This window comes from Roseomonas acroporae, assembly GCF_023223525.1.
Lineage (GTDB): Bacteria > Pseudomonadota > Alphaproteobacteria > Acetobacterales > Acetobacteraceae > Roseomonas_E > Roseomonas_E acroporae.
Genome location: NZ_JALPRX010000014.1, coordinates 76,964 through 102,949, shown reverse-complemented (window position 1 = coordinate 102,949; position 25,986 = coordinate 76,964). Strand labels below are relative to the sequence as shown.

General features: G+C 73.5%; 17 protein-coding genes. 7 read left to right on the top strand and 10 right to left on the bottom strand.

Annotation, left to right across the window (positions count from 1 at the left end; genetic code table 11):
* From M0638_RS04300 to M0638_RS04255, 10 genes are all read right to left on the bottom strand, one after another.
* On the bottom strand, positions 1-906 hold a 906-nt coding region (locus tag M0638_RS04300), incomplete at its 3' end, for a CoA-binding protein (RefSeq protein ID WP_248665725.1).
* Positions 907-1,061: 155 nt separating this feature from the next.
* Positions 1,062-2,612 (bottom strand): SpoVR family protein, encoded by a 1,551-nt coding sequence (locus M0638_RS04295; protein WP_248665724.1) that lies wholly within the window; start codon positions 2,610-2,612, stop codon positions 1,062-1,064.
* Positions 2,609-3,919 (bottom strand): YeaH/YhbH family protein, encoded by a 1,311-nt coding sequence (locus M0638_RS04290; protein ID WP_248665723.1) that lies wholly within the window; start codon positions 3,917-3,919, stop codon positions 2,609-2,611. Before M0638_RS04290 ends, M0638_RS04295 begins: the two co-directional genes overlap by 4 nt.
* A gap of 34 nt (positions 3,920-3,953) precedes the next feature.
* Positions 3,954-5,894, bottom strand: a complete 1,941-nt coding sequence (locus tag M0638_RS04285; protein ID WP_248665722.1) for a PrkA family serine protein kinase — start codon at positions 5,892-5,894, stop codon at positions 3,954-3,956.
* A gap of 680 nt (positions 5,895-6,574) precedes the next feature.
* On the bottom strand, positions 6,575-6,748 hold the full coding sequence (locus tag M0638_RS04280; RefSeq protein WP_248665721.1) for a hypothetical protein: 174 nt from the start codon (positions 6,746-6,748) through the stop codon (positions 6,575-6,577).
* A gap of 365 nt (positions 6,749-7,113) precedes the next feature.
* Positions 7,114-7,629, bottom strand: coding sequence for a gluconokinase (locus tag M0638_RS04275; protein WP_248665720.1), 516 nt, complete (start codon positions 7,627-7,629; stop codon positions 7,114-7,116).
* A gap of 320 nt (positions 7,630-7,949) precedes the next feature.
* The gene (rpiA, locus tag M0638_RS04270) at positions 7,950-8,636 is read right to left on the bottom strand and encodes a ribose-5-phosphate isomerase RpiA (RefSeq protein ID WP_248665719.1); all 687 of its coding nucleotides are present in this window, start codon (positions 8,634-8,636) and stop codon (positions 7,950-7,952) included.
* Between the two features lie 58 nt (positions 8,637-8,694).
* Positions 8,695-9,405, bottom strand: coding sequence for a 6-phosphogluconolactonase (pgl, locus tag M0638_RS04265; RefSeq protein WP_248665718.1), 711 nt, complete (start codon positions 9,403-9,405; stop codon positions 8,695-8,697).
* Positions 9,406-9,467: 62 nt separating this feature from the next.
* Positions 9,468-10,448, bottom strand: a complete 981-nt coding sequence (gene gnd, locus M0638_RS04260) for a phosphogluconate dehydrogenase (NAD(+)-dependent, decarboxylating) (protein WP_248665717.1) — start codon at positions 10,446-10,448, stop codon at positions 9,468-9,470.
* Positions 10,449-10,548: 100 nt separating this feature from the next.
* A complete protein-coding gene (locus M0638_RS04255; protein WP_248665716.1) occupies positions 10,549-13,029 on the bottom strand; it encodes a glucan 1,4-alpha-glucosidase in 2,481 nt (826 codons plus the stop codon).
* 628 nt (positions 13,030-13,657) lie between these two features.
* Between M0638_RS04255 and M0638_RS04250 the strand changes: the two genes are divergently transcribed.
* From M0638_RS04250 to M0638_RS04220, 7 genes are all read left to right on the top strand, one after another.
* Positions 13,658-15,076, top strand: coding sequence for an efflux transporter outer membrane subunit (locus M0638_RS04250; RefSeq protein WP_248665715.1), 1,419 nt, complete (start codon positions 13,658-13,660; stop codon positions 15,074-15,076).
* A gap of 5 nt (positions 15,077-15,081) precedes the next feature.
* On the top strand, positions 15,082-17,088 hold the full coding sequence (locus tag M0638_RS04245; RefSeq protein ID WP_248665714.1) for an efflux RND transporter periplasmic adaptor subunit: 2,007 nt from the start codon (positions 15,082-15,084) through the stop codon (positions 17,086-17,088).
* Positions 17,085-20,231 (top strand): efflux RND transporter permease subunit, encoded by a 3,147-nt coding sequence (locus tag M0638_RS04240; protein WP_248665713.1) that lies wholly within the window; start codon positions 17,085-17,087, stop codon positions 20,229-20,231. The genes M0638_RS04245 and M0638_RS04240 overlap by 4 nt, the downstream gene beginning before the upstream one ends.
* A gap of 6 nt (positions 20,232-20,237) precedes the next feature.
* Complete coding sequence (locus tag M0638_RS04235) at positions 20,238-23,339, top strand: efflux RND transporter permease subunit (protein ID WP_248665712.1); 3,102 nt, start codon at positions 20,238-20,240, stop codon at positions 23,337-23,339.
* Positions 23,340-23,696: 357 nt separating this feature from the next.
* Positions 23,697-24,416: a MotA/TolQ/ExbB proton channel family protein gene (locus tag M0638_RS04230; protein ID WP_248665711.1), complete on the top strand. Its 720-nt coding sequence runs from the start codon at positions 23,697-23,699 to the stop codon at positions 24,414-24,416.
* Positions 24,417-24,422: 6 nt separating this feature from the next.
* Positions 24,423-24,884, top strand: a complete 462-nt coding sequence (gene tolR / locus M0638_RS04225; protein ID WP_248665710.1) for a protein TolR — start codon at positions 24,423-24,425, stop codon at positions 24,882-24,884.
* A gap of 7 nt (positions 24,885-24,891) precedes the next feature.
* Positions 24,892-25,773: a TonB family protein gene (locus tag M0638_RS04220; RefSeq protein WP_248665709.1), complete on the top strand. Its 882-nt coding sequence runs from the start codon at positions 24,892-24,894 to the stop codon at positions 25,771-25,773.
* The last annotated feature ends 213 nt before the right edge of the window (positions 25,774-25,986 follow it).

Below are 25,986 nucleotides of genomic sequence, written 5' to 3'. Positions count from 1 at the left end.
GCGCCCCCCCCCCACGCCGAATTCGCGCAGCACCGCATCCGTCACCGCGTCGTCGCCGGCGATCGAGGCGGTGTGCGACTTCGCCGCCTCCCCGCCCACGGCCGACTGCCCGACCTTCATCATCACGATCGGCTTGCGGTTGCGCCGCGCGAGGTCGAGCGCCGCGACGAAGCGCTCGCTCTCGCGGATGCCCTCGGCATAGGCGCAGATCACCTCGACCTCCGGCGCCTGGGCCATCCAGCCGATCACCTCGCCCACCGAGACGTCGGCCTCGTTGCCCGTGGTGGCCAGCACCGGCGTGCCGAGGCCGCGGTCGCGCGCCAGCGCGAAGAGATGCGTGCCGTAGGCGCCGGACTGGCTGGCGATGCCGATGTTGCCCGGCGTCGGGAAGCCGCCCTCCAGCGAGGAGGAGAAGATCGGGTAGTAGCCGATCGCCGCGTTGAAGGCGCCGAGGCTGTTCGGCCCCAGGATGCGCATGCCGTGGCGGCGCGCCACCGCCAGCAGCCGGTCCTGCGCGGCGGCGCCGGCCTCGTCCATCTCGGCGAAGCCGGCGCTGAACACGATGGCGGCGCGGCAGCCGCGCGCGCCGAGCGAGTCGATCGACGGTTCCACCAGCTCGCTCGGCACGGCGATGATGGCGACGTCCGGCGCCTCGGGCAGCTCGGCCGGGCTCGGATAGGCGGTCAGGCCCTGGACGGTCGGGCGCTTCGGGTTGACCGGGAAGATGGTGCCCCGGAAGCCCTGGCCGAGCATGTAGGCGATGGGCCGGCCGCCGATGCGGGTCGGGTCGTCGGAGGCGCCCACCACCGCGACGGAACGGGGCCGCATCAGCGCGTCGAGCGCGGCGAAGCCCTGAGGCTGATCGGAACGGGCGCGCGGTGCGCCGGAGCCGCCTGCGGCGGTCATCGGACTCCTCCCTGTCGGACGGGCCGCCCTTGACGGGTCGGCATGGGCGACAAACTGCGGGAGGCGGCGCCGCCGGGCAAGATGCGCCGGCCGGCCGTTGCGGGATCCGGTGGGGAGGCCGGGCCGGGCCTCCCCCCTCGCTCAACCGGCGGGCGTCAGCCGAAGACGTGCCGCGAGGACGCCACGTGCTCCTTCAGCACCGTCTCGGTCGTGGCGTCCACCTCGCGCAGCACCACGTCGTAGCCCCAGAGATCGGCCAGGTGCTGCACCACCTGCCGCGTGTCGCCCTCGTCCAGCAGCACCTTGTTCAGCACGCGATGGTGCAGGATCAGCCGCCGGTCGCCGCCGAGATCGACATCCACCACCTGGATGTCGGGATCGAGATGCGCCACGTCGTACTGCCGCGACAGCGCCTGGCGGATGCGGCGGTAGCCGCGCTCGTCATGGATGGCGGCGACGCGCAGCTTCGGGTCGTCCGCGTCGTCGGCGACGTGGAACAGGCCGAATTTGCGGATCAGGTGCGGGCTGAGGAATTGCGAGACGAAGCTCTCGTCGCGGTAGTTCGCCCAGACCTCGCGCAGCACGGCGATGCCGCTGCCGGAGCCCGCGATGTCGGGGAACCACTCACGGTCCTCGTCCGTCGGCTGCTCGCAGATGCGCACGATGTCCTGCATCATCGCGAAGCCGAGCGCGTAGGGGTTGAGCCCACCGTAGTACGGGTCGTCGAAGTCGGGCTGACGCACCACGCTGGTGTGCGAGTGCAGGAACTCCATCATCGCGCCGTCGCCGAGCATGCCCTTCTCGTGCAGGCGGTTCATGATGTAGTAGTGCACCCAGGTCGCGCAGCCCTCGTTCATCAGCTTGGTCTGCGACTGCGGGTAGAAGTACTGCGCCACCTGCCGGCCGATCCGCAGGATCTCGCGCTGCCAGGGCGCGAGGCGCGGCGCCACCTTCTCCAGGAAGTAGAGGATGTTCTCCTGCGGCAGCTCCAGCAGCGCGCGGCGCCGCTGCACGTCCGTCAGGTCGGGCGCCTGCTTCTCCTTGCCCGGCACGGTGCGCCACAGGTCGTTGTACATGCGCTCGCCGTGCTCGCGGCGCTCCAGCTCGCGCTTCTGCTCCGAGCGCAGGTCGGGGATCTTGCGGCGCGGGTAGCGGTGCACGCCGTGGCTCATCAGCGCGTGGGTCGCGTCCAGCACCCGCTCCACCGCCACCTGGCCGTAGCGGTCCTCGCACTGCGCCACGTAGCCCTTGGCGAATTCGAGGTAGTCGAGGATGCCCTCGGCGTCCGTCCACTGCTTGAACAGGTAGTTGTTCCTGAAGAAGTGGTTGTGGCCGAACGCCGCGTGCGCGATCACCAGCGCCTGCATGGTCGCCGTGTTCTCCTCCATGATGTAGGAGATGCAGGGCGAGGAGTTGATGACGATCTCGTAGGCGAGGCCGCGCATGCCCTTGCGGTACAGCGTCTCGTGCTGCGCGAAGTGCTTGCCGAAGGACCAGTGCTTGTAGAAGAGCGGCATGCCGGTCGAGGAATAGGCGTCGAGCATCTGCTCGGCGCTGATCACCTCGATCCGGTTCGGATAGACGTTGAGGCCCAGCTCGCCGATGGCGATCTCCTCGATCGCCTCGTAGGCGCGCCGGATCGTGCCGAAATCCCACTCGACGCCCTTGAACAGCAGGGCGTCGCCGTCGAGCGCCGCGATGCTCATGGCGTGGCCTCCTTGGCGGTTCCCTGCGGGCTGCGCTGGAACAGCTCGCGGAACACGGGATAGATCTCGCGCCGGTGGCGCACCTTGCGCATCGCGATGGTGATGCCGTCGGCGCGCACGCGGCTGTAGGTGCGCCACAGATCGGTCTCGCGGTTGATGAAGCCGATCGGCAGGCTGTCGCCGTCGCGCCCCACCTCCAGATAGGCGTAGTACTGGCACACCGGCAGGATGCGGTCGGTCAGCAGCGCCGCGGTGCGGGCGTTGTCGCTCGAGGTGTTGTCGCCGTCGGAGGCCTGGGCGCCATAGATGTTCCACTCGTCCGGGCTGTAGCGGTCCTCGATCACCTTCGCCATCTCCTCCAGCGCGGTGGAGACCACGGTGCCGCCCGTCTCCGGGCTGTGGAAGAAGGTGTCCTCGTCCACCTCCTGCGCCTGGTGCGTATGGCGGATGAAGACGATGTCGACGTGCTTGTAGCGGCGCTTGAGGAACACGAAGAGGAGCACGAAGAAGCGCTTCGCGAGATCCTTCATGTCCTCCGTCATCGAGCCCGAGACGTCCATCAGGCAGAACATCACGGCCTTGGCGACGGGCTTGGGCACCTCGTTGAAGCGGCGGTAGCGCACGTCGAGCGGGTCGATGTAGGGGATCCGCTGGGCGCGCCGGAGCTGCCGCTCCAGCTCGCCGCGCAGCGCCTGGAGCTTCTCCGGATCCTCGCGCGAGCGCTCCAGCGCGGCGATGTCCGCCTCCAGCGCCGTGATCTCCTCCGGGCGCGGCCGGCGCAGCGCCAGCCGACGCGAGAGGCTGTTGCGCATGGTGCGCGCGATGGCGAGGTTGGAGGGCGAGCCGCTGGTGGAGTAGCCGGCGCGCTGCAACGCGTGGCTCTCGCCGTCGGTCAGCTTGCGCTTCTCGAGGTCCGGGAGTTCGAGGTCCTCCAGGAACAGGTCGAGGAATTCCTCCTGGCTCAGCGCGAAGCGGAAGGCGTCCTCGCCGCCGCCATCCTCGGCCCCCTCGTTGCCGCCGCCGCCCCCGGAGGGCGGCCGGTTGATCCGGTCGCCCTCGGAGAACTTCTTGTTGCCGGGCAGGAGGTGGTCCCGCACCCCGCCGGAGCCGCTGCGGCGGAAGGAGGGCTCGCCCACCCCCCCGAGGGGGATGGAGACCTCCCCACCCTGGTCCACCTCGCGGATCCTGCGCTGCGCGGAGGCGTCGCGGACCGCCTGTCGCACAAGGGCCTTGGCTCGTCGCAGGAAGCGCTGACGGTTGCCGAGGCTCTTGCCTCCGGGATTCAGGCGGCGGTCTAGGATGTGCATCGAAGCCTTTCTTGCGGCGCTCCCACGTTGCCCGTCAGCCCGCCTGCTTGACGCGCATGTACCATTCGACGAGGCGGCGCACCTGCCGTTCGGTGTAGCCGCGGTCGATCATCCGCTGCACGAACTCGCCGTGCTTCTTCTCCGACTCGCTGTCCTTCTTCGAGCCGAAGCTGATCACCGGCAGCAGCTCCTGCACCTGGGAGAACATCCGCCGCTCGATCACCTCGCGGATCTTCTCGTAGCTGGTCCAGGACGGGCTGCGGCCGCCCTGGCGGGCGCGGGCGCGCAGCGTGAACTTCACCACCTCGTTGCGGAAGTCCTTCGGGTTGGCGATCCCGGCGGGCTTCTCGATCTTGGTCAGCTCCTGGTTCAGCGCCTCGCGGTCCAGCAACTGACCGGTGTCGGGGTCCTTGAAGTCCTGGTCCTCGATCCAGGCGTCGGCGTAGGCGACGTAGCGGTCGAACAGGTTCTGGCCGTAGTCGTGGTAGGATTCCAGGTAGGCCTTCTGGATCTCGTGGCCGATGAATTCGGCGTAGCGCGGCGCGAGATCGGCCTTGATGAATTCGAGGAAGCGCTTCTCGGTCTCGTCGGGCAACTGCTCGCGCCGGATCGCCTGCTCCAGCACGTACATCAGGTGGACGGGGTCGGCCGCGACCTCGTTGGTGTCGTGGTTGAAGCAGGCGGCCAGCACCTTGAAGGCGAAGCGGGTGGAGGCGCCGTCCATTCCCTCGTCGGCCGGCGCCGCGTCCTTGTATTCCTGCAGCGAGCGCGCCTTCGGATCGGTCTCCTTCAGGCTCTCGCCGTCATAGACGCGCATCTTGGCGAACAGGTTGCTGTTCTCGTGCCGGCGCAGGCGCGAGAGCACGGTGAAGCGCGCCAGCATCTCCAGCGTTCCGGGCGCCAGCGGCGCCTCGGCCAGCTCGGAGGAGCGGACCAGCTTCTCGTAGATCTTCTGCTCCTCCGTCACGCGGAGGCAGTAGGGCACCTTGATGACGTAGATGCGGTCGATGAAGGCTTCGTTGTTCTTGTTGTTGCGGAAGCTCTGCCACTCCGCCTCGTTGGAGTGCGCCATGACGATGCCGTTGTAGGGGATGGCGCCGATGTTCTCGGTGCCGATGTAGTTCCCCTCCTGCGTCGCCGTCAGCAGCGGGTGCAGCATCTTGATCGGCGCCTTGAACATCTCGACGAATTCGAGCATGCCCTGGTTGGCGCGGTTGAGGCCGCCCGAGTAGCTGTACGCGTCCGGGTCGTTCTGCGGGAACATCTCCAGCTTGCGGATGTCGACCTTGCCGACCAGCGAGGAGATGTCCTGGTTGTTCTCGTCGCCCGGCTCGGTCTTGGCGACGCCGATCTGGCGCAGCCGCGACGGGTTCACCTTGATGACGCGGAACTTCGAGATGTCGCCGTTGAACTCGTCGAGCCGCTTGATGCACCACGGGCTCATCAGCCCGGTCAGGCGCCGGCGTGGGATGCCGTACTCCTGCTCCAGCACCGGGCCCATCGTGGCCGGGTCGAACAGGCCGAGCGGGCTCTCGAAGACCGGCGAGACCTCGTCGCCGGCCTTGAGCACGTAGATCGGGTGCACCTCCATCAGCGCCTTCAGCCGCTCGGCGAGCGAGGACTTGCCGCCGCCGACCGGGCCGAGCAGGTAGACGATCTGCTTGCGCTCCTCGAGCCCCTGCGCCGCGTGGCGGAAGAAGCCGACGATGCGCTCGATCGTCTCCTCCATGCCGAAGAACTCGGAGAAGGCCGGATAGACGCGGATCGTCCGGTTGCCGAAGATGCGCCCCATACGCGCATCCTTGGAGGTGTCGATCATCTGCGGCTCGCCGATCGCGGCGAGGATCCGCTCCGGCGCGGAGGCGTACATCATCGGGTCGCGGCGGCACCCCTCGAGGTACTCGCTGAGCGACATCTCGGTCTCGCGGCGCGACTCGTAGGTCCGCGCGAACCGGGAGAAGATATCGTCCGGCATGGCCTCTAGCTCCTCCTCACGCGACCGGAAACCGCCGGGTCGCGGGCGGCGCGCAGGATTGCATGGGCAGTCTGGATCAAATCCGTATCCCCAAGGTTGACGCGCTGGCCGGCGGCGTTGCGGTACGCCCTGCCGGCGACGACTTGGCATGAGGGCGCCGGGCTATGCGGCGCGCGCATGCATGCCTGAAACGGTACGTTCACGGCGCCCTGCTGGCGGGATGCACCCCGCCGCGGCGTCCTCGGCCACGACGCAGCGATACGGCCGGCGCCCCGAAGGTCTTTCTGGTTACGCGCCGTCTTCTTGGACGCTGACGGTCGATCTGCGTTCCGGACCGCCGTGGCGTCGCGTTCAATTGCCGTGTGCGACGTGACCACGAGATGGACCACTGAAGCACTCCAACCGACTGTTGGCTATATTTAGGTTGCCACTTTCCCCTTACGAGAGGAAGGACAATGAAGGTCCGGTTCGGCACAGCGTGGCAGGTCCGCAACACCGGCTGAAACCACCACCGCGCGACGCGATCCGCGCCGCATGGCCGAGGCGCCAGGCCGGACTGCCGCCACGCCGCGCGCGAAGCCCGGATCGGGGCGACGGCGCGCCCGACCCCGCCGCCGCACCGATCCAACACCCCGCGCCCGGCCGGCGGCATGCCGGCGATTCGGCGGCAGGGGCGCCGCCTATTCCGGCATGCAGCGCACCACGCCGGCGTTGAAGCGCGCGGCGGCCGGGGCTGTGCCGGGGGGACAGGGCATCTGCGTGTGGCGGGCCCCCGGCAGCGCCGCGTCCCAGCCCGGCACCTCGCCGGACGCGGCGCCGGCGGCAGGGCCGGCCGCGTACAGCCCGGCGGGCACCCCGATGCCCCCTCCGGCGGGCGCGCAGCGGCCTCGCCCCCGCGCGCCGCGGACGGGCACCGGTCGGCCGCCGAACGGGCACAGGAAGCGCTGTGCCGCCGCCAGCGCCGCCGCCGAGAGGCCGAGCGGCGGCCGCGCCCGGACCCCGCCCGGGGAACCCTGGGCCAGGGCGGCACCGGCCGTGCAGGAAAGCGCGGCGCAGGAAAGCACGGCGCAGCAGAGCGCGGCGCGGAGGAGGCCAGGGCGACGCGGGAGAGCCGGGGCGATCCCGGCCGGCGCCGTCGGCCGCCGCGGCCCGCAGAGGGAGGGCATCAGAGGGAGGGCATCAGGAGAACCGCATCAAGGGGCCGGGGCGCCGCTCCGGCTCAGCGCGCGCGCAGCCCGGTCTCCGCCAGTACCGCCGCCACCTCCGCCTCGACCGGCTGGGCGACGTCGACCACCACCGGATTCTCGTCCTCCCCCGGCTCCTCCAGCGTGTCGAGCTGGCTCTCCAGCAGGGCGGCCGGCATGAAATGGCCCTGCCGGCCACCGATGCGCTCGGCCAGCACGGACATGTCCCCGCGCAGGTAGACGAGCTGCACGAAGTCCCGCGCGCCGACCACCACGTCGCGGTAGCGCCGCTTCAGGGCCGAGCAGGTCACCACCGCCGGCTCCCCCATGGCGTGGCTCGAATCGATCCATTGCGCGATCGCCGCGAGCCAGGGGGCACGGTCCGAATCGTCGAGCGGGATGCCGTGCGCCATCTTGTCCTTGTTGGACTGGGGGTGGAATTCGTCGGCGTCCCGGAACTGCCAGCCCAGCGCCTCGGCCAGCGCCTTGCCCACCGAGGTCTTGCCCGCCCCGGACACGCCCATCACCAGCAACACGCTCGGCCGCTTCATCTCGGTGCCTCCGCCTGCCGCGGATCGCCGCCCGGCGGTCCGGCGATCCGTCACGGCACATTGTCATCCCCGTGGCGCCGCGCGCGCCGGCGGAGACGCCTCTCGGCGTTCCCCCCTCGGCGCTTCACGGGCGGGCGCCCGCCTGCCTTCGCCCGGGCTGCCCGATCTCTCGCATGTCCGGCACGTCCAGGCGACCCCATCCGGGCGCCTCCATCCAGGCGCCCCCATCCGGGCGATCACCTGGGCGATCCACCTGGTCGCCCCCGCTTGGGCCACCCGCCGGGCCGATCCCGCCCGCGCGCCGGCCGGGCGGCATCCGCTCACCCCTGCCGGCGCAGCCAGCGCACGCCCCCGGCGCCGCCGACCGCCACCGCCGCGGCCCGCCCGACGAACAGGCCGTTCTCGATCACGCCGGGGATGCGGTTCAACGCCGTCTCCAGCGCCCCGGCATCGCCGATCGGCCCGAAGCGACAGTCCAGGATCGGGTTGCCGCCGTCGCTGCGGAACGCCACCCCGTCCTCGCCGCGCCGCAGCGCCGGCTCCGCCCCCAGCGCCGCCAGATGCGCCGCCGTCGCCTCGCGACCGAAATCCACCACCTCCACCGGCACCGGCGCCCGGCTGCCCAGCCGCGCCACCAGCTTGCCCTCGTCCACGGCGATCACCAGCCGCGCGCTGGCCGCCGCCACGATCTTCTCCCGCAGCAGCGCGCCGCCCAGCCCCTTCACCAGGTCCAGCGTGCCCGGCTCCACCTCGTCGGCGCCGTCGATGGCCAGGTCCAGCCGCGCATGCCGGTCGAAGCCGGTCAGCGGAATGCCGAGCGTCCGCGCCTGCGCCGCGCTGCGCTCGGAGGTCGGGATGCCGAGGATTCGCAGCCCCCGGCGCACCCGCTCGCCCAGCGCGGCGATGGCCCAGGCGGCGGTGGAGCCGGTCCCCAGCCCCACCACCATGCCGTCCTCGGCCAGCGCCGCCGCCGCCTCGGCCGCCGCGCGCTTCCAGTCCTCCTGCATGGCGCCGCCCGACCTCCGTTCCCGCCGCCCCGTCGCCCCGTCGCCCCTCCGGCGCGCCCTACCCCGCCGCCGCCTCGTCGGCCAGGATCACCAGCCGCCCGCGCGCCCGCACCCGTGCCGCCGGCAGCGCCGGATCGGCGTTGCGGATGCCCGACAGCGCCGCGCGCTTGGCCGCGCCGCTGACCAGGAAGGCCACACCGCGCGCGCTGCCCAGCACCGGCAGGGTCAGCGACACCCGGTCCTGCGGCTTGGCGCCCTGCACCGGCACCGCCCAGGCCATCGCCTCGTCCACCTCCGGCCGGCCGGGAAACAGCGAGGCGGTGTGCCCGTCCTCGCCCAGCCCCAGCAGCACCGCGTCGAACAGCGGCCGGTCCGGCGAGAGGCGCTCCGCGCCGTAGAAGCCGCGCAGGGTCGCCTCGTAGGCCGCGGCCGCCGCCGGCGCGTCCGGCGCCACCGGGATCGGATGCACCTGCGTCGCCGGCACCGGCACCGCGTCGATCAGCGCCCGCTTCGCCATCCCGAAATTGCTGTCCGGATGGTCGTAGGGCACGCAGCGCTCGTCGCCCCAGAAGAGGTGCGCCCGCTCCCAGGGGATCCGGCCGCGCCAGACCGGGCCGGCCAGCAGCCGGAACAGCCGCTCCGGCGTGGAGCCGCCGGAGAGCGCCACGGCGAAGCGCGGCCCGGCCTCCGCCGCGAGGTTGGCGAGCCAGCCCGCCGCCCGCTCCGCCAGCGTATCGGCGTCGTCCAGCACCTCCAGCGCCGCGTGCATCCCCATCTCCTCCGGAATTCGCCTCCCGCGCCGGGCGGCCCCGCCGGCCCCGCGCGCCGCCGTCAGCCCGGCTTCGTCTCCACGTGCCCGCCGAACTGGAACCGCATCGCCGAGAGCAGCTTCTCCCCGAACGGGTGCTCCTGGCGCGAGCGGAAGCGCGCGTAGAGCGCGGCCGAGAGCACGTTGGCCGGCACCGCCTGCTCGATCGCCGCCTGGATCGTCCAGCGCCCCTCGCCCGAATCCGCGACGTTGCCGCCATAGGCGTCCAGCTTCGGGTCCCCCGCCAGCGCGATCGCCGTCAGGTCCAGCAGCCAGGAGGAGACCACGCTGCCGCGCCGCCACACCTCGGCGATGTCGGCCAGGTCGAGGTCGAAGCGTTCCCCCTCCGGCAGCGCCCCGTCACCGCGCGTCCGCATGATCTCGAAGCCCTCGGCGAAGGCCTGCATCATCCCGTACTCGATGCCGTTGTGCACCATCTTCACGAAGTGCCCGGCGCCGACCGGCCCGGCGTGGATGTAGCCCTGCTCGGCACGCGGATCGCGGCCCTCCCGGCCCGGCGTCCTCGTCACCTCGCCCGCACCCGGCGCCAGGGCGGCGAGGATCGGGTCGAGCATCCGCACCGTCTCCTCGTCGCCGCCGATCATCATGCAGTAGCCCCGCTCCAGCCCCCAGACGCCGCCCGAGGTGCCGACATCGACGTAGTGCAGCCCCTTCGCGCGCAGCTCCCGCCCGCGCCGCACGTCGTCCTTCCAGAAGCTGTTGCCGCCGTCGATCACCACCCCGCCCGGCCGCATCGCGCCGGCCAGCTCGGCCACCATCGCCTCGGTGATCTCCCCCGACGGCAGCATCACCCAGACCACCTGCGGCTGCGGCAGCTTCGCGAGCAGCGCCGCCACGTCCGCCGCCGGCTCGGCGCCGTCCGCCGCCAGCGCCTTCACCGCCTCCGCGCTGCGGTCCAGCGCCACGCATTCATGGCCCGCCCGCATCAGCCGGCGCGCGATGTTGCCGCCCATGCGCCCGAGCCCGATGATGCCTATCCGCATGCTTCTCTCCATCCGCCGGCCGTAACGCGGCAGCCGGGCCTGCGTATGCCGATTCGGACGCCGCGGCCAGACGCCGGGCCCCGGGGGAGGCGCCGCGGCGTCACACCACCCGCACCCCGTGATCCACCCCGATCCACCCCTGCCCGTTCAGCAGCAGGAAGGTGAACAGCACCCGCCCGCCCGCCGCCAACGCCTCGGTCGGCAATTCCAGCACGTGCACCCCGAGCACCGGCGGCCCGGTCCGGCTGTCGGTCGCGCTGGCCCAGCCATCCAGGCTCCAGTGCACCAGCGCCGGCTCGGTCAGCTCCAGCCGCAGCCGCCGCCCGGCGGGCATGGTCACGGCGCGGCTGTCGCGCCGCCAGGTCACGGAGCCGGGCCGCACGCCGCGGCGCAGGTAGCGCTCCACCGTCTGCGGCGGCATGTCGAACACCCGCTCCTCCGCCAGCGAGCGCAGCAGCTTCACGTGCTCCGCATGCGCCCAGACCAGCGGCATGGCGGAGCCGGCGGGGCGGCCGGGAAACAATTCGCGCTCCGGCAGCGCCGGGCCGTCCCAGACCTGCTCCGGCAGCAGCCCGCCATCGCTGACGAGCCCCTCCAGCGTGGCCAGCAGCGCCTCCGCCTCCTCCCGCCGCCCGGCCGCCAGCGCGTGATGGGCCCGCTCGCCGGTCAGCAGCGGCCAGAGGCGCCCGACGCCGCTGCCGTCGAAGGGCCGCCCATCCGCGTGCTCGCCGTAGCCGTCGCCGTTGTAGCGGCGCCAGCAGGGGCCGGCCGGCGTCTCGGCGCGCAATTCCCTGTCGATCACCGCCACCGTGTCGCGGATGCGCGGGTCGTCGGCGGCGCGCAGGCCGAAGCGGACCAGCGCCAGCGCATCCGGGCTGACCACGTCGGCGGCCAGCCGGCGGCCATCCCCGCCCTCCTGGTTGCGCAGCACGATCTCGCCCGCCACCGGCGAAAGCGCGTCCAGCTCGTCCGCCGCCCCGATGCGCACGTAGTGGCCCCGCACCCCGGCGCGCCGCGCCGGGGCGGAGCCCTCGACCCAGCACCATTCCTCGATGCGGTCGTTCCAGCCATCGGCGCTGTCGCGCAGCAGCGCGGCCGCGTCCGCCTCGCCCACCGCCTCGGCGAGGTCGGCCGCCGCCAGCAGCGCCGCCACCGCGACCGCCAGGGTGTAGGGCGAATACCCCGCATCCTCCTCCCAGCGGTCCTGCGCGGTCACCGGCCCGTTGCGCAGCATGAATTCGGCCGCCCGGCGCACCATCGGCCAGAAGTGCCGCGCCCCCGCCGCGTCCAGCGCCCCCTCGCGCCGGGCGAGATCGACCAGCAGCACCGGGAAGGCGCTCTCGTCGAGCTGGATGCCGTGCCAGTAGGGCGTGCCGTCCAGCCAGGAATTCTGCGGCCAGTGCCCGTCCGACTCCTGCGCCGCCGCCAGCCAGTCGAGCACCCGCCGCGCATCCGCCGGCGCCCCCGCCGCCAGCAGCGCGCCGGCCGTCTGCACCAGGTCGCGCGGCCAGACGAGGTGGTAGCCGCCCAGGTCGTCGTCGCCCTTGCTCGCCCCCCAGGGGATCGACAGCGAGGCGATGAAGCCGCCCGGGAAGGCCGGCGAGTCGTGCGCCCGCAGCACCGAGGTGCTGATGCGGTAGGTGTTGTGCCGTTCGCTGCCCGGTGCCCGGTCGAGCGAGGCGCGCCAGCGGTCCAGCGGCCGCAGCCCCGCCTGCCAGCCGTGCCAGCCCGCCGCGTAGCCCGCCAGCGCCGCGTCGAACCCGCCCTGCAGGCTGGCCCGGGCGCGGAACGCCGCCTCCGACCAGGTGCGGCCGAAGCCGATGGCGATCACCAGCGGCTCGTCCGTCGCCCCCTCGCCGGCGAGGTCGAGCTGGGCGGTCAGCGCGACGTTGCCGTCCTCGGCGCGGTCGTGGCACCATGCCATGCGGTGGTGGCGCGACACGTCCTGCCAGCCGTCGCTCGCCCCCACGAAGCCGACCGAGCGCGCCCGCCAGGGGCGCGAGGCGGCGAGCGCCAGCGCGGTGCCGGCCCCCTCGGCGAACAGCATCGGCTCGCCCTTGAAGTGGGTCAGCCACGCCGTGTTGCGGGAACCCGCGTTGACGAGGTGCGGCGCCAGCAGCACGTAGACGCCGTAATCCGACCGCTCGCCCGCCAGCGGCGTGAAGCGCACCCGCTGCAGCACCACGTCGCGGCGCGGGTCGGAGACGATCTCCTTGACGATCTCGTAGCGCCCCTCGTGGCAGCGGTTGGTCAGGCGGAAGGCCGGCACGCCGTCGGCCAGCCGCGCCAGCGCGTGCGTCGCGTCTCGCTTCTCCTCGGAGAAGAAGCCGGGGGCGGCCACCAGCAGGCCGCAGTCGCGCGTGCAGGCCTGGTCGACGCGCGGGTGGTAGATCTCGTTCAGGATGCCGTGGCTGAGCGTGAACCAGACCCGGCTCAGCGGCGACAGGGCGACGCCGACCCCGTCCTTGTCGCTGGAGGTCCAGCGCGGCGCGATGCCGGGCGCGCCCGGGGCGACGGTGCTGGATGCCACGGCGTTCGGCGCTGTGGTGTTCGGCGCGGCGGCGCCGGGCGCGTAGGGCAAGCTCGCCTCCCTGGACCCGTTCGGGGGCGCCCCCGCATGGCGCGCCCCCCTTGGCCGGCCCGGAGGGCGGCCATGTCCGGCATGGTCTCCGGCCGGTCCGGAGGATGCGTCAGGGCGACGGCCCGGCGGAAGCCTGCCGCGGCGACGCCCCGATGCCGGACCGCCCGCGGCCGAAGGCCCGGCCACCGCCGCGTCGGATCGACCCCCGCCGGACCGTCCCGCCCCGCCGGCCAGGATGCGGGAGGCGGCGCCCGCCGCGCCGCCACAACGACGCTCGCCCGGCTTTGTTGCGCTTCCTGCCAGACCCGTGCGCACCAGCAACATCACGGAAACATTGCTGTTGCACGAAACCGGCAAAGCGGTTCCCAGGGGATGCAGGCACCACACCCGCCGACCGGTCCCGCCGGGCGGCGACGCGCCCGGGCGCCCACCCCTCGCAGGAAGCATGACGATCCCCGTACCCATCACCCCTCCCGGACCGGCCGCGCCCCACGCCCTGGGCGAATCGGCAGCGGCCGGACCGTCGGCCCGACCACGGGCCCGGCCCTCGGCACGCCGGCCGGCCCGGCCCTCCCGGCCCGCGCCGCTGCTGGCGATCGCCTTCGCGGCCCTCGCCGGCGGTTGCAGCATGCTCGCCGATGCCCCCTCCGCCGGCATTCCCCTGCCCGACCGGCTCACCTACGCCGATGTCGGCCCGGCGCGCTGGCCGACGCGCGACTGGTGGCGCGGCTTCGGCTCGCCCGAGCTGGACGGGCTGATGGAGGCCGCCGCCGGCAACAATTTCGACATCGCCGTCGCCATCGCCCAGGTGCGCCAGGCGGATGCCCAGGCCCGGATCACCGGCGCCGCGCTGCTGCCCACGGTCAACCTCACCGGCAGCGCCACCCGCTCGCAGAGCGCCTCCAGCGGCGGCTCCTCCACCAGCACCACCGGCGCCGGCACCACCACCGGCGTCGGCGGCGTCGGCACCACCACCGGCACGACGACCAGCACGGTCATCAGCGGCGGCGGCGGTGGCAACCGGCAGAGCTCCATCTTCCGCGCCAGCCTCGCCGCCAGCTACGAGATCGACTTCTGGGGCAAGAACACCGCCGCCCTGGCCGCCGCCGAGCGCACCCGCGCCGCCAACCAGTTCAACGTCGGCGCGGTGATGCTGACCACCCAGGCCACGGTGGCCAACACCTACTTCGAGCTGATCGCGGCCCAGGCCCGCCTCGCCATCGCGGAGAGCAACCTGCGCGACGCGACCCGCATCCTGGAGGTGATCCGCCTGCGCGTCTCGGTCGGCACCGCCACGGGGCTCGACCTCGCGCAGCAGGAGACCACCGTGGCGCAGCTGCGCGCCAACGTGCCGCCGCTGCGCCAGACCGTGGAGCAGGACGGCAACACGCTGGCCACGCTGATCGGCCGCACGCCCGAATCGCTCACCGTCCGGGGCGGCGGCTTCGAGCGCATCGTGGTGCCGCCGGTCAATGCCGGCCTGCCCGCCGAGCTGATCGTGCGCCGCCCGGATGTCTGGCAGGCCGAGGCGCAGCTCGCCTCCGCCCAGGCCAGCGTGGCCAACGCCCGGGCGCAGATGCTGCCCTCGGTGCAGCTCACCGCCACGGGCGGCGTGCAGAGCCTGCTGCTGGGCACGCTGCTGCGGCCGGAATCGCAGCTCTTCACCCTGGCCGCCGCCCTGACCCAGCCGCTGATCGACGGCGGCAAGCTGCGCGCCCAGGTGGACCTCGCCCGCGCCCAGGTCGAGCAGTACCTGGCCAGCTACCGCTACGCGATCGTCAACGCCCTCACCGACAGCGAGAACGCGCTGGTCGCGCTGCGCCGGACCACGGAGCAGGAGGAGCTGCAGGCCCAGGCGGTGCGGCAGGCCGAGCGCGCCTTCGCCATCGCCGAGGCGCAGCTGCGCGCCGGCACCATCGACCTCGTGAGCCTGCTGACGGCGCAGCAGTCCTTATATACGGCACGCAACACCCTGGCGCAGGTCCGCCTGCTGCGGCTCCAGGCCGCGGTCGGCCTGTTCCGCGCCCTGGGCGGGGGATGGAGCTGAACCCGATGGACACCAACCCTCCGGTCTCCCCCTCCTCCAGCGGGCGGCCGAACCCGACGCCGGCGGACAGGATCGAGCCCGCATCCCGCGGCACGCCCCCCGCGCACGACCAGGCGGAAGCGCCGGGCGACTCCCGGCCGCGCCGCGGCTTCGGCTGGCTGCTGCTGCTCCTGCTGCTCGCCGGCGCCGCCGGCGGCGGCTGGTGGTGGTGGACGCATCACGCCGCCACGGAGACGGCCGCCTCCGGCCGCCAGCGTGGCCCCGGCGGTGGCCCGGGCGGCGGTCCGGGCGGCCGCTTCGGCGGCCCCCCGCCGCCCGTCACCGTGGCCGAGGCGGTGCGCCGCGACGTGCCGATCACCCTCGACGCGCTGGGCACGGTGCAGGCCTTCAACAGCGTCACCGTGCGCAGCCAGGTAGACGGGCAGCTCCTCGAGATCGCCTTCCGCGAGGGCCAGGACGTGCGCCGCGGCGACGTGCTGGCCCGCATCGACCCGCGCACCTACCAAGCGGCGCTGGACCAGGCGGTGGCGAAGAAGGCCTATGACGAGGCGCAGCTCGCCAATGCCCGGCTCGACCTCGCGCGCTACACCCAGCTCGTGCGCGCCCAGGGCGCCACGCAGCAGCAGGTGGACACGCAGCGCGCCCAGGTCGCGATGTACGAGGCGCAGGTGCGCCAGGACCAGGCGGCGATCGAGTCGGCGCAGACCCAGCTCGACTACACCACCATCCGCGCCCCCTTCGACGGCCGCACCGGCCTGCGCCTCGTCGACATCGGCAACATCGTCCGCTCCGGCGACACCACCGGCATCGTGGTGCTGACGCAGCTCCGCCCGATCAGCGTCACCTTCACCCTGCCGCAGCAGGACCTGCCGCGCGTCGCCGCCGCCATGGCACGGGCCCAGGGCGGCACGCCCGGGGGAACCGCCGGCGGCGCGCCGGGAGTGGCGGCCCCGGTTCCGGCAGCAGGCCAGGGGGCTGGGGGCCAGGGCGCGGCAGGCCAGGGCACGCCGGTCCAGGCCGCGGCCACGCCGGCCGGCGCGGGCAGCGGCCGGGCCGGCGGCCCGCCGGGCGGCGGCCAGGGTGGCGCCGCGCCGGGCAACGGCGCCGTGCCGGTGCACGCCATGGCGCAGGACGGCAGCGGCCCGGTGGCCAGCGGCACGCTGGTGACGGTGGACAACCAGGTCGATGCCACCACCGGCACGATCAAGCTCAAGGCCACCTTCGCCAACGAGGACCTGCGTCTCTGGCCGGGCGCCTTCGTGACCGTGACCATGCAGGTCGCCACGATCCGCAACGCGCTGGTGATCCCGCTCGTCGCGGTGCAGCGCGGCCCCAACGGCCCCTACGCCTTCGTGGTGGGCGCCGACAGCAAGGTGGAGCAGCGGCCGCTGACCCTCGGCGAGCTGACGGCCAGCGACGCGGTGGTGCGCCAGGGCCTGCAGGCCGGCGAGCGCGTCGTCACCTCCGGCGCGCTGCGCCTCGTGCCCGGCGCCACGGTGCGGGTCGGCCAGCCGCAGGGGCCGGGCGGGCAGCAGGGCACGGATGGCGGCGCCGGCTCCCAGGGAGCCGGCCAGGGAGCCGGTCAGGGCGCCGGGCCGCGCCAAGGGGGTGGCCCGGGGAGTGGCGGTCAGGGGAGCACCGGCCAGGGGCGCGGCGACCAGGGCAACTGGCAGGGCCGTGCCCCGCGCGCCGGCCGCGAGGGCGGCGCCCCGGGCGATGCCGCGGGCGATCCGCAGCGACCCCGACGCGAGGGCCGCCCGTCGCGCGACGACGCGCCCGGCGCCGCCGGCCCTGCCGGCGACCCCGCCGCCGGCCCGGCTGCCGACGACGCGGCCGGCGGGCGCCCGCGCGGCAACGGCCCGCGTCCGGAAGGGCAGCCGGGCGGCGGCCGCCCCGTCGGCGGCAGCGTGCCCGCCGCCCCCACGCCGACCACCTCCTCCGCACCCCCTTCCGGCCCGGCGGCGACCGCCACGGCGCCCGGCACCGTCTCCGGCTCCGGAGCGGCGCGTTGAGCATCTCCTCGCCCTTCATCGCCCGGCCGGTCGCGACCTCGCTGCTGGCGGTCGCGATGCTGCTGACCGGGCTGTTCGGCTACCTGCGGCTGCCCGTCTCGGCGCTGCCCGAGGTGGACTTCCCCACCATCCAGGTCACCACCCAGCTCCCCGGCGCCTCCCCCGAGACGGTGGCCGTGCTGGTCACCGCCTCGCTGGAGCGGCAATTCGCGCAGATCCAGGGCCTGACCGAGATGACCTCGACCAGCGGCCCCGGGATCAGCCAGATCACCCTGCAATTCGCCCTCAGCCGCCCGATCGACGTCGCCGCGCAGGACGTGCAGCAGGGCATCAACGCCGCGCGCGGCACGCTGCCCTCCAACCTCCCCTACCCGCCCACCTACGCCAAGGTGAACCCGGCCGACCCGCCGATCATCACCCTGGCGCTGACCTCCGACACGCTGCCGCTCTGGCGCCTCTCGGACGCGGCCGACACGCTGCTGGCGCAGCGCCTGTCGCAGGTGAGCGGCGTCGGCCGCGTCACCGTGCAGGGCCGCATGAAGCCGGCCATCCGCCTGCAGGCGGACCCGCAGCGCCTCGCCGCCTACGGGCTGAGCCTGGAGGACGTGCGCACCGCCGTCGCGGCGGCCAACGTGAACGGGCCGAAGGGCTCGCTGCAGGGGCCGCGCCAGGCCTCCTCGGTGATGGCCAACGACCAGATCTCGACGCCCGCCGCCTTCCTCGACGTGGTGCTCGCCTGGCGCAACAACGCCCCCGTCCGCCTGCGCGACGTCGGCACGGCGGTGGAGGAGCTGGAGAACACCCTCTCCGCCGCCTGGTACAACGGCAGCCCCGCCGTGCTGCTCGACGTGCAGCGCCAGCCGGCCGCCAACATCGTGGACACGGTGGAGGCGGTGCGCGCCCAGCTCGCCACGCTGGAGCGCGCCCTGCCCGCCGGCGCCCGGCTCGCCGTGGTCTCCGACCGCACCGAGACCATCCGCGCCTCGGTGCACGACGTGCAGTTCACCCTGGTGCTGTCGATCCTGCTCGTGGTGCTGGTGATCTACGTCTTCCTGCGCACCGGCCGCGCCACCATCATCCCCGGCGTCGCGCTGCCGCTCTCCATCGTCGGCACCTTCGGCATCATGGCGCTGTTCGGCTTCTCCCTCGACAACCTGTCGCTGATGGCGCTGACCATCGCGACCGGCTTCGTCGTGGACGACGCCATCGTCATGATCGAGAACATCGTGCGCCTGATCGAGGAGGGCGAGCACCCGCTCGCCGCCGCCTTCGAGGGCGCGCGGCAGATCGGCTTCACCATCGTCTCGCTCACCGTCTCCCTGGTCGCGGTGTTCATCCCGCTGCTCTTCATGGAAGGGGTGGTCGGCCGGCTGTTCCGCGAATTCGCGCTGACGCTCACCATCGCCGTGGTCGTCTCGATGGTCGTGTCGCTGACGCTGACGCCGATGATGTGCGCCCTGCTGCTGCGCCCGGAGGCCGAGATGCGCCCCGGCGCCGTCTCCCGCGCCGCCGAGCGCCTGTTCGACCGGATGCGCGACGCCTACGCAGGCTCGCTGCGCGTCGTGCTGCGCTGGCAGGGGCTGACGCTGCTGCTGGCGCTGCTGACCCTCGTCGCCACGGTCTGGCTCTACGCCGCCATGCCGAAGGGCTTCCTGCCCTCCCAGGACACCGGCCTGATCCGCGTCACCACCGAGGCGCCGCCGGACGTCTCCTTCGCCCGCATGTCGGCCCTGCAGCGGGAGGTGGCGGAGATCATCCGCGCCGATCCGGCGGTCGAGGCCGTCACCTCGGTCGTCGGCGCCGGCACCGTCAACAACGCCCAGAACAGCGGCAGCCTGACCGTGGTGCTGCGCCCGCGCGCTTCCCGCGCCGAGACGGTGCAGCAGGTGATCGACCGCCTCCAGCCGAGGCTGGAGACGCTGCCCGGCATCGTCTCCTACCTCCAGGCGGTGCAGGACATCCAGATCGGCACCCGCGCCAGCCGCGCGCAGTACCAGTACACGCTGATCGATTCCGCCGCCGCCGAGCTCTCCGAGTGGGCGCCCCGCCTGCTCGCCCGCTTCGCCGCCCTGCCGGAGCTGCGCAACGTCTCCAGCGACCAGCGCGACGGCGGGCTGCGCGTCACGGTGGACGTCGACCGCGACCAGGCGGCGCGGCTCGGCGTCACCATGCAGTCCGTGGACGACGTGCTGTACGACGCCTTCGGCCAGCGGCAGATCTCCACCATCTACGCGCAGAACAACCAGTACCGCGTGGTGCTGGAGGCGACGCCGGCGCTGCGCGACGACCCGTCCATGGTCGGCCTGCTGCGCGTCCCCGGCGCCGACGGCACCCAGGTGCCGCTCGCCGGCATCGCGCGCATCGGGCGCGGCACCGGCCCGCTGACGGTGACGCGGCAGGACCAGTTCGCCGCCGTCACCTTCGGCTTCGACCTTGCCCCCGGCGTCTCGCTGAGCGAGGCGGTCGCCGCCGTCACGGCGGCCGAGCGCGAGATGGGCCTGCCGGAGACGATGCAGGGCAGCTTCTCGGGCGACGCCGCCGAGTTCTCCCGCTCGCTGGCCGGCGAGCCCTGGCTGATCCTCGCCGCCGTGGTGGTGATCTACATCGTGCTCGGCGTCCTCTACGAGAGCCTGGTCCATCCGGTGACCATCCTCTCCACCCTGCCCTCGGCCGGCATCGGCGCGCTGCTCGCGCTCGGCGCCTTCGGGCTCGACCTCTCGGTGGTCGGGCTGATCGGCATCGTGCTGCTGATGGGCATCGTGAAGAAGAACGCGATCATGATGATCGACTTCGCGCTGGAGGCGCAGCGCGACCGCGACCTGCCGCCCGAGGCCGCGATCTACGAGGCGAGCCTGCTGCGCTTCCGCCCGATCATGATGACCACCCTCGCCGCGCTGCTCGGCGCGCTGCCGCTGGTGCTGGAGACCGGCACCGGCTCGGAGCTGCGCCTGCCGCTCGGCGTCTCGGTGATCGGCGGCCTGCTGCTGAGCCAGGTGATCACCCTCTACACCACCCCGGTCGTCTACCTCTTCATGGAGAAGGTGCGCCTCGGCATCCTGCGCCTGCTGCGCCCGCGCCGCGCGTCGCCGCCCGCCGCCCCGTCCGCCGCTCCCCGGGCCACGCCCGGCGCCCCGGCGGAGTAGGCGCCGATGCGCTCGATCTCCGATCCCTTCATCCGCCGCCCGATCGGCACCGCGCTGCTGGCCCTGGGCCTCGCCCTGGCCGGGCTGGTGGCGCTGATCGACCTGCCGGTGGCGCCGCTGCCGCGCGTGGACTTCCCCACCATCATGGTGCGCGCCTCGCAGCCCGGCGCGGACCCGGCCACCATGGCCTCCTCCGTGGCGGCGCCGCTGGAGCGGCGGCTCGGCGAGATCGCCGGGGTGACGGAGATGACCTCCACCTCCTCCCTCGGCAGCACCAACATCGTCGTGCAGTTCGACCTGTCGCGCAACATCGACAGCGCCGCGCGCGATGTGCAGGCGGCGATCAACGCGGCGCAGGCGGACCTGCCCTCCGGCCTGCCCTCGCCGCCCACCTTCTTCAAGGCCAACCCGGCCGACGCGCCGGTGCTGATCCTGGCCGTCACCTCCGCCACCCTCACCCCGGGCGCGGTCTACGACGCGGTGGACAGCCTCGTCATCCCGCGCATCGCGCAGGTGGAGGGCGTCGCCCAGGTCTCGGCGAGCGGCGCCGAGCAGCCGGCGATCCGCATCGCCGTCGATCCCGCCGCGGCGACCGCCGCCAACGTCTCGCTGGAGGCCATCCGGCAGGCGATCGCCGGCGCCAACGTCACCCAGGCCGTCGGCGCCGTCGAGGGCCGCGACCAGACCGCGCACGTCGTCGTCAACGACCGCATCGACCAGCCCGAGCAGTTCGCCCGCATCGTCATCCGCGCCGACAACGGCTCGATCATCCGGATCTCCAACGTCGCGCACGTCACCCTCGGCACGCGCGACCGCAACCAGGCCGGCTGGTACAACGACCGCCCGGCCGTCAACCTGATGATCTTCAAGCAGCCCGACGCCAACGTGATCGAGGTGGTGAACGGCATCCAGGCGCTGCTGCCGCAGCTCGCCCGCTGGCTGCCGGCCGGGATCGAGGTGTTCACCATCCGCGACCGCTCGGAGACCATCCGCGCCAGCGTCGCGGAGGTGGAGCACACGCTGATGATCACGGTCGCGCTGGTGGTGATGGTGGTGGCGGTGTTCCTGCGCCGCTTCGCCGCCATCGCCGCCGCGGGCATCGCGGTGCCGCTCTCGCTGCTCGGCACGCTGGCCGTGATGTGGCTCGCCGGCTTCTCGCTCAACAACCTCTCGCTGATGGCGCTCACCATCTCGGTCGGCTTCGTGGTGGACGACGCCATCGTGGTGATCGAGAACATGGCGCGCCTGAACGAGCGCGGCATGGGCCCGCTGGAGGCGGCGCTGGTGGGCGCGCGGCAGATCGGCTTCACCGTCCTGTCGATGACGGTCTCGCTGATCGCGGTGTTCATCCCGCTGCTCTTCATGGGCGGCATCGTCGGCCGGCTGTTCCACGAATTCTCGGTCACGCTGGCCTTCGCCGTCGGCCTCTCGGGCGTCGTCTCCCTCACCGTGACGCCGATGATGGCCGCCCACCTCGCCCGGCCGCCCCGCCCGCCCGGCCGCCTCGCGCGCGGCTTCGAGCGGCTGATGGACGGCATGACGGAAGGCTACATGCGCAGCCTCGCCCTGGTCCTGCGCTTCCGCCGCTCGATGCTGTTGTTCACGCTCGGCCTCGTCGGGCTCACGGTCTGGCTCTACGTGATCGTGCCGAAGGGCTTCTTCCCCGAGCAGGACACGGGGCTGATCGCCGGCACCACCGTGGCCGCCAACGACACCTCCTTCCAGACCATGCTGGCGATCCAGCAGCGCGTCTCGGAGATCATCCTGGCCGATCCGGCGGTCGCCAGCGTCGGCGCCTCGGTCGGCAGCGGCGGCGGCTTCAACGCGGGCAGCCAGGGGCGCATCTTCGTCTCGCTCAAGCCCCCGGCCGAGCGCGGCGGCGTCACCTCGGCCCAGGTGATCGACCGGCTGCGCCGGCCGCTCGGCAACCTGCCCGGCGCGCAGACCTTCCTGCGCGCCATGCAGGACCTCAACATCGGCGGCCGGGCCGGCAACGCGCAGTACCAGCTCGTCCTGCTCGATCCCGACCTCGAGGAGCTGCAGGACTGGACCGAGAGGCTGGTGCAGAAGCTGCGCACCGTGCCTGCCCTGGCCGACGTCAACAGCGACCAGCAGCGCGCCGGCCTGGTGGCGAAGGTGGTGATCGACCGCGAGCTGGCCGGCCGCCTCGGCGTCAGCGTCACCGGCCTGGACGCGGCGCTGAACAACGCCTTCGCGCAGCGCCAGGTCTCGACCATCTACCGCACCCGCAACCAGTACCGCGTGATCCTGGAGGTCGATCCCCGCCTGCAGCAGGACCCGGCGCAGCTCGACCGCATCTACGTCCCCGCCAGCACCGGCGGGCAGGTGCCGCTCTCGGCGCTGGTGCGGATCGAGCGCACCTTCGCCCCCCTCACCGTCACCCACCAGGGCCAGTACCCGGCCGCCACCATCACCTTCAACCTGCCCGCCGGCGGCTCGCTCGGCACCGTCGAGCCGCTGATCCGCCAGGCGGCGGCCGAGATCCACGTGCCGCCCTCCGTGCGCATCGAGTTCGCCGGCTCCGCGCGCGCCTTCCAGAACTTCCAGGGCAACATGCCGCTGCTGATCCTGGCGGCCTTCCTCGCCATCTACATCGTGCTCGGCGTGCTCTACGAGAGCCTGATCCACCCGCTGACCATCATCTCCACCCTGCCCACGGCCGGCATCGGCGCGCTGCTGGCGCTGCTCGCCACCGGCACGGAGCTGAGCGTCATCGCGCTGATCGGCGTCATCCTGCTGATGGGCATCGTCAAGAAGAACGCCATCATGCTGGTGGACTTCGCGCTGGAGCACGAGCGCAGCGAGGGCGTCGGCGGCACGGTCGCGATCCTGGAGGCGTGCCGCGAGCGCTTCCGCCCGATCCTGATGACCACCCTCGCCGCCCTGCTCGGCGCCGTGCCGCTGGCCCTGGCCTACGGCGCGGGCGGCGAGCTGCGCCGGCCGCTCGGCATCACCATCATCGGCGGCCTCGCCCTGTCGCAGCTGCTCACGCTCTACACGACGCCGGTCGTCTACCTCGCCTTCGACCGGCTGAGCACGCGGACGCGCCGCCGCCGCGCGGCGCGCGGCGCGCTGCCGGCGGAATAGGGCGGATCGCCGGAGGGCGGACAGGCCCGAAGGCGCGAAGCCGCTCCGGGCAAGGCCCCGCGACGAGCGGCGGCCCCGGGTCGCCCGGATGGCGTTTCGCCACGGCGTTTCGCCACGGGGCCGCCCGCCGCCGGGACGGCGCGGCGCCCGGCGGCGGGCCGGCCCGCGTCACCCGGGCGCGGCGGCACGCCCTGCCCGGGCAGAAGCATGCCGTCGCATCCGCCTCGGCCATCCGGGCCGCGGCTCACGCGGCCGTGCCGCATGAATGCGACGCATTCCAGCCTTCTGCGAAGGATTTGCAGTTGCGGTTGCTGCGCCGCAGCGTTAGGTGCGGACAGGACCGAGTGACATAGAGCGATGAACCCCACCCCTGCCCCCGCCGCGCCCGACCTGTCCCTGGTCAGCCTCTTTCTGCACGCCGACATGGTGGTCAAGGGCGTGATGGTCCTGCTGGTGCTGGCCTCGGTCGCCTGCTGGGCCATCATCATCGAGAAGACGGTGGCGGCCATCCGCCTGCGCCGCCAGGCGCGCATCCTGGCCAGCGTCGCCGCCTCGGGGGACGTCTCGGAACGCAAGGAGCCGGGTCTCGCCGCCGACGTGCTGCGCGCCGGCCTGCGCGACTGGCGCGAGGGGCGCGACCCGGGCGAGGGCCGCAACGAGTTCCGCACCCGCATCGAGCGCGCCATGCGCTCCGTCCTCGCCGCCGAGTACCGCCGCGTCGAGCCCGGCCTGCCGCTGCTCGCCACCACCGGCGCCGTCGCCCCCTTCGTCGGCCTGTTCGGCACGGTCTGGGGCATCATGAACAGCTTCTTCGGCATCGCCGCCAGCGGCGACACCAGCCTCGCCGTGGTCGCCCCCGGCATCGCCGAGGCGCTGTTCGCCACCGCGATCGGCCTGGTCGCCGCCATCCCCTCGGTGATCGCCTACAACCGCCTGTCCATCTCGCTCGGCCGCATCCGCACCGAGAGCATCGCCATGATCGGCGAGATCTCCGGCCGGATGGCCCGCCGCGCCCCGCGCGACGCCGCCCGCTCCGAGGACCGCCGCGACGTCGCCACCGCCGCGGCCGCGGAGTAGCCGGCCATGGCCTTCGGCTCGATGAACATCTCCACCGGCCACGGCGAGGAGGACGAGGGCCTGTCCGCCGGCCCGATCGCCGACATGAACGTGACGCCGCTCGTCGACGTCATGCTCGTGCTGCTGATCGTGTTCATGGTGGCGGCGCCGATGATGACGGTGGGCGTGCCGGTGCAGCTTCCCCGCACCGCCGCCCAGCGCACCACCCAGCCCGAGCCGCCGATCGTCCTCAGCATCAACAGGGACGGCAAGCTGTTCCTGGGCGAGGACGAGGTGGCGGAGGACGCGCTGGTCCAGCGCCTCACCGACCTGCACAAGGAGAAGCCGGACGCGCCGGTGCATGTCCGCGGCGACCGCACCGTGCCCTATGGCGACATCATGAAGCTGATGGGCCGCGTCACCCAGGCCGGCATCTCCCGCGTCTCGCTGGTGGCCGAGGCCGAGGCCCGCGCCGCCCCCACCCCCTGAGATCGCCATGAACCGCTTTGGCAAGGCCGCGGCCTGGGCCGGCTCGGCCGTCCTGCATGTCGGCCTGCTCACCCCCTTCCTGCTGGCCGCCCCGCCCGAGCCCGAGCCGGTGCCGATCGTGGTCGAGCTGCCGGCCGGCCAGGAGGCGGAGCCGCGGGAGGAGCCGCCGCCCGAGAACGCCCAGCCCATGCCCGAGCAGCAGGCCCAGGCCGCGCCGGCCGAGCCGCCGCCGCCGGAACCCCCGCCGCCCGAGCCGCCCCCGCCGGAACCGCCGCCACCGCCCCCCGAGCCGCCGCCGCCGGAGCCTCCCCCGCCCGAGCCGCCGCCGCCCGAGCCCGTGGTGATGCCGCCCGAGCCGACGCCGCCGACGCCACCCGAGGAAGTGGCGGAGATGCCGCTGCCGCCCCCCCCGCCGCCACCGCCGCCGCGTCCGGTCCCGCCGCAGCCCGTGCGCCGGCCGCCGCCGCCGCGCCCGGCGCCGCGCCCGGCCCAGCCGGCCGGACCGGTCGAGGCGCCGGCGATCCCCGCCATGCCGGCGGCCGCCGCGACGCCCGGCCCCACGGCCCCGGCGCCGGGACCGCCGCGCGCGACCGCGGCCTCGCCCAACTACAACGGGCTGATCGTGGCGGCGCTGCACCGGGCGCAGCGCTACCCGCACGTGGCGCGTTCGCGCTACTCGCCGGGGCAGAGCCACACGGCGCTGGTGCAGTTCACCATGCGGCGCGACGGCTCGGTGGTCGCCGTCCGGCTGCTGCGCAGCTCGGGCGACGAGGACATCGACGCCGCCGCCGAGGCGATGGTGCGCAACGCCTCGCTGCCGCCGCTGCCGCCCGAGCTGCCGGACACCTTCACCTTCACGGTGCCCGCGCGCTTCAACCTGACGCGCTGATCCCCGGCCTGGCCGCACCGCTCGGCCGCGCCGGCACGCTCCCCCCGGCCGGACCGCGCGGCGCCCGACCTGCCCGTGCCGGCGGGCGCCCGCCGCCCGGATGGCGCTCCGCCGTCCATGGCAGGCGCCACCGGCCGGCATCCCCTGGCATGGCGTGTCCCTTGGCATGGCGCGGTTGTGCGGCGCACTCTCGGCGCCGCAACCGGCTGGCAG

Bases quoted from the DNA above. Each gene is read 5' to 3' on its own strand.
- M0638_RS04290 (WP_248665723.1), bottom strand. From the start codon at position 3,919: ATGCACATCCTAGACCGCCGCCTGAATCCCGGAGGCAAGAGCCTCGGC.
- M0638_RS04245 (WP_248665714.1), top strand. From the start codon at position 15,082: ATGGACACCAACCCTCCGGTCTCCCCCTCCTCCAGCGGGCGGCCGAAC.
- M0638_RS04275 (WP_248665720.1), bottom strand. From the start codon at position 7,629: ATGAAGCGGCCGAGCGTGTTGCTGGTGATGGGCGTGTCCGGGGCGGGC.
- tolR (WP_248665710.1), top strand. From the start codon at position 24,423: ATGGCCTTCGGCTCGATGAACATCTCCACCGGCCACGGCGAGGAGGAC.
- M0638_RS04295 (WP_248665724.1), bottom strand. From the start codon at position 2,612: ATGAGCATCGCGGCGCTCGACGGCGACGCCCTGCTGTTCAAGGGCGTC.
- rpiA (WP_248665719.1), bottom strand. From the start codon at position 8,636: ATGCAGGAGGACTGGAAGCGCGCGGCGGCCGAGGCGGCGGCGGCGCTG.
- M0638_RS04285 (WP_248665722.1), bottom strand. From the start codon at position 5,894: ATGCCGGACGATATCTTCTCCCGGTTCGCGCGGACCTACGAGTCGCGC.
- pgl (WP_248665718.1), bottom strand. From the start codon at position 9,405: ATGCACGCGGCGCTGGAGGTGCTGGACGACGCCGATACGCTGGCGGAG.
- M0638_RS04235 (WP_248665712.1), top strand. From the start codon at position 20,238: ATGCGCTCGATCTCCGATCCCTTCATCCGCCGCCCGATCGGCACCGCG.
- M0638_RS04250 (WP_248665715.1), top strand. From the start codon at position 13,658: ATGCTCGCCGATGCCCCCTCCGCCGGCATTCCCCTGCCCGACCGGCTC.
- M0638_RS04220 (WP_248665709.1), top strand. From the start codon at position 24,892: ATGAACCGCTTTGGCAAGGCCGCGGCCTGGGCCGGCTCGGCCGTCCTG.
- M0638_RS04230 (WP_248665711.1), top strand. From the start codon at position 23,697: ATGAACCCCACCCCTGCCCCCGCCGCGCCCGACCTGTCCCTGGTCAGC.
- gnd (WP_248665717.1), bottom strand. From the start codon at position 10,448: ATGCGGATAGGCATCATCGGGCTCGGGCGCATGGGCGGCAACATCGCG.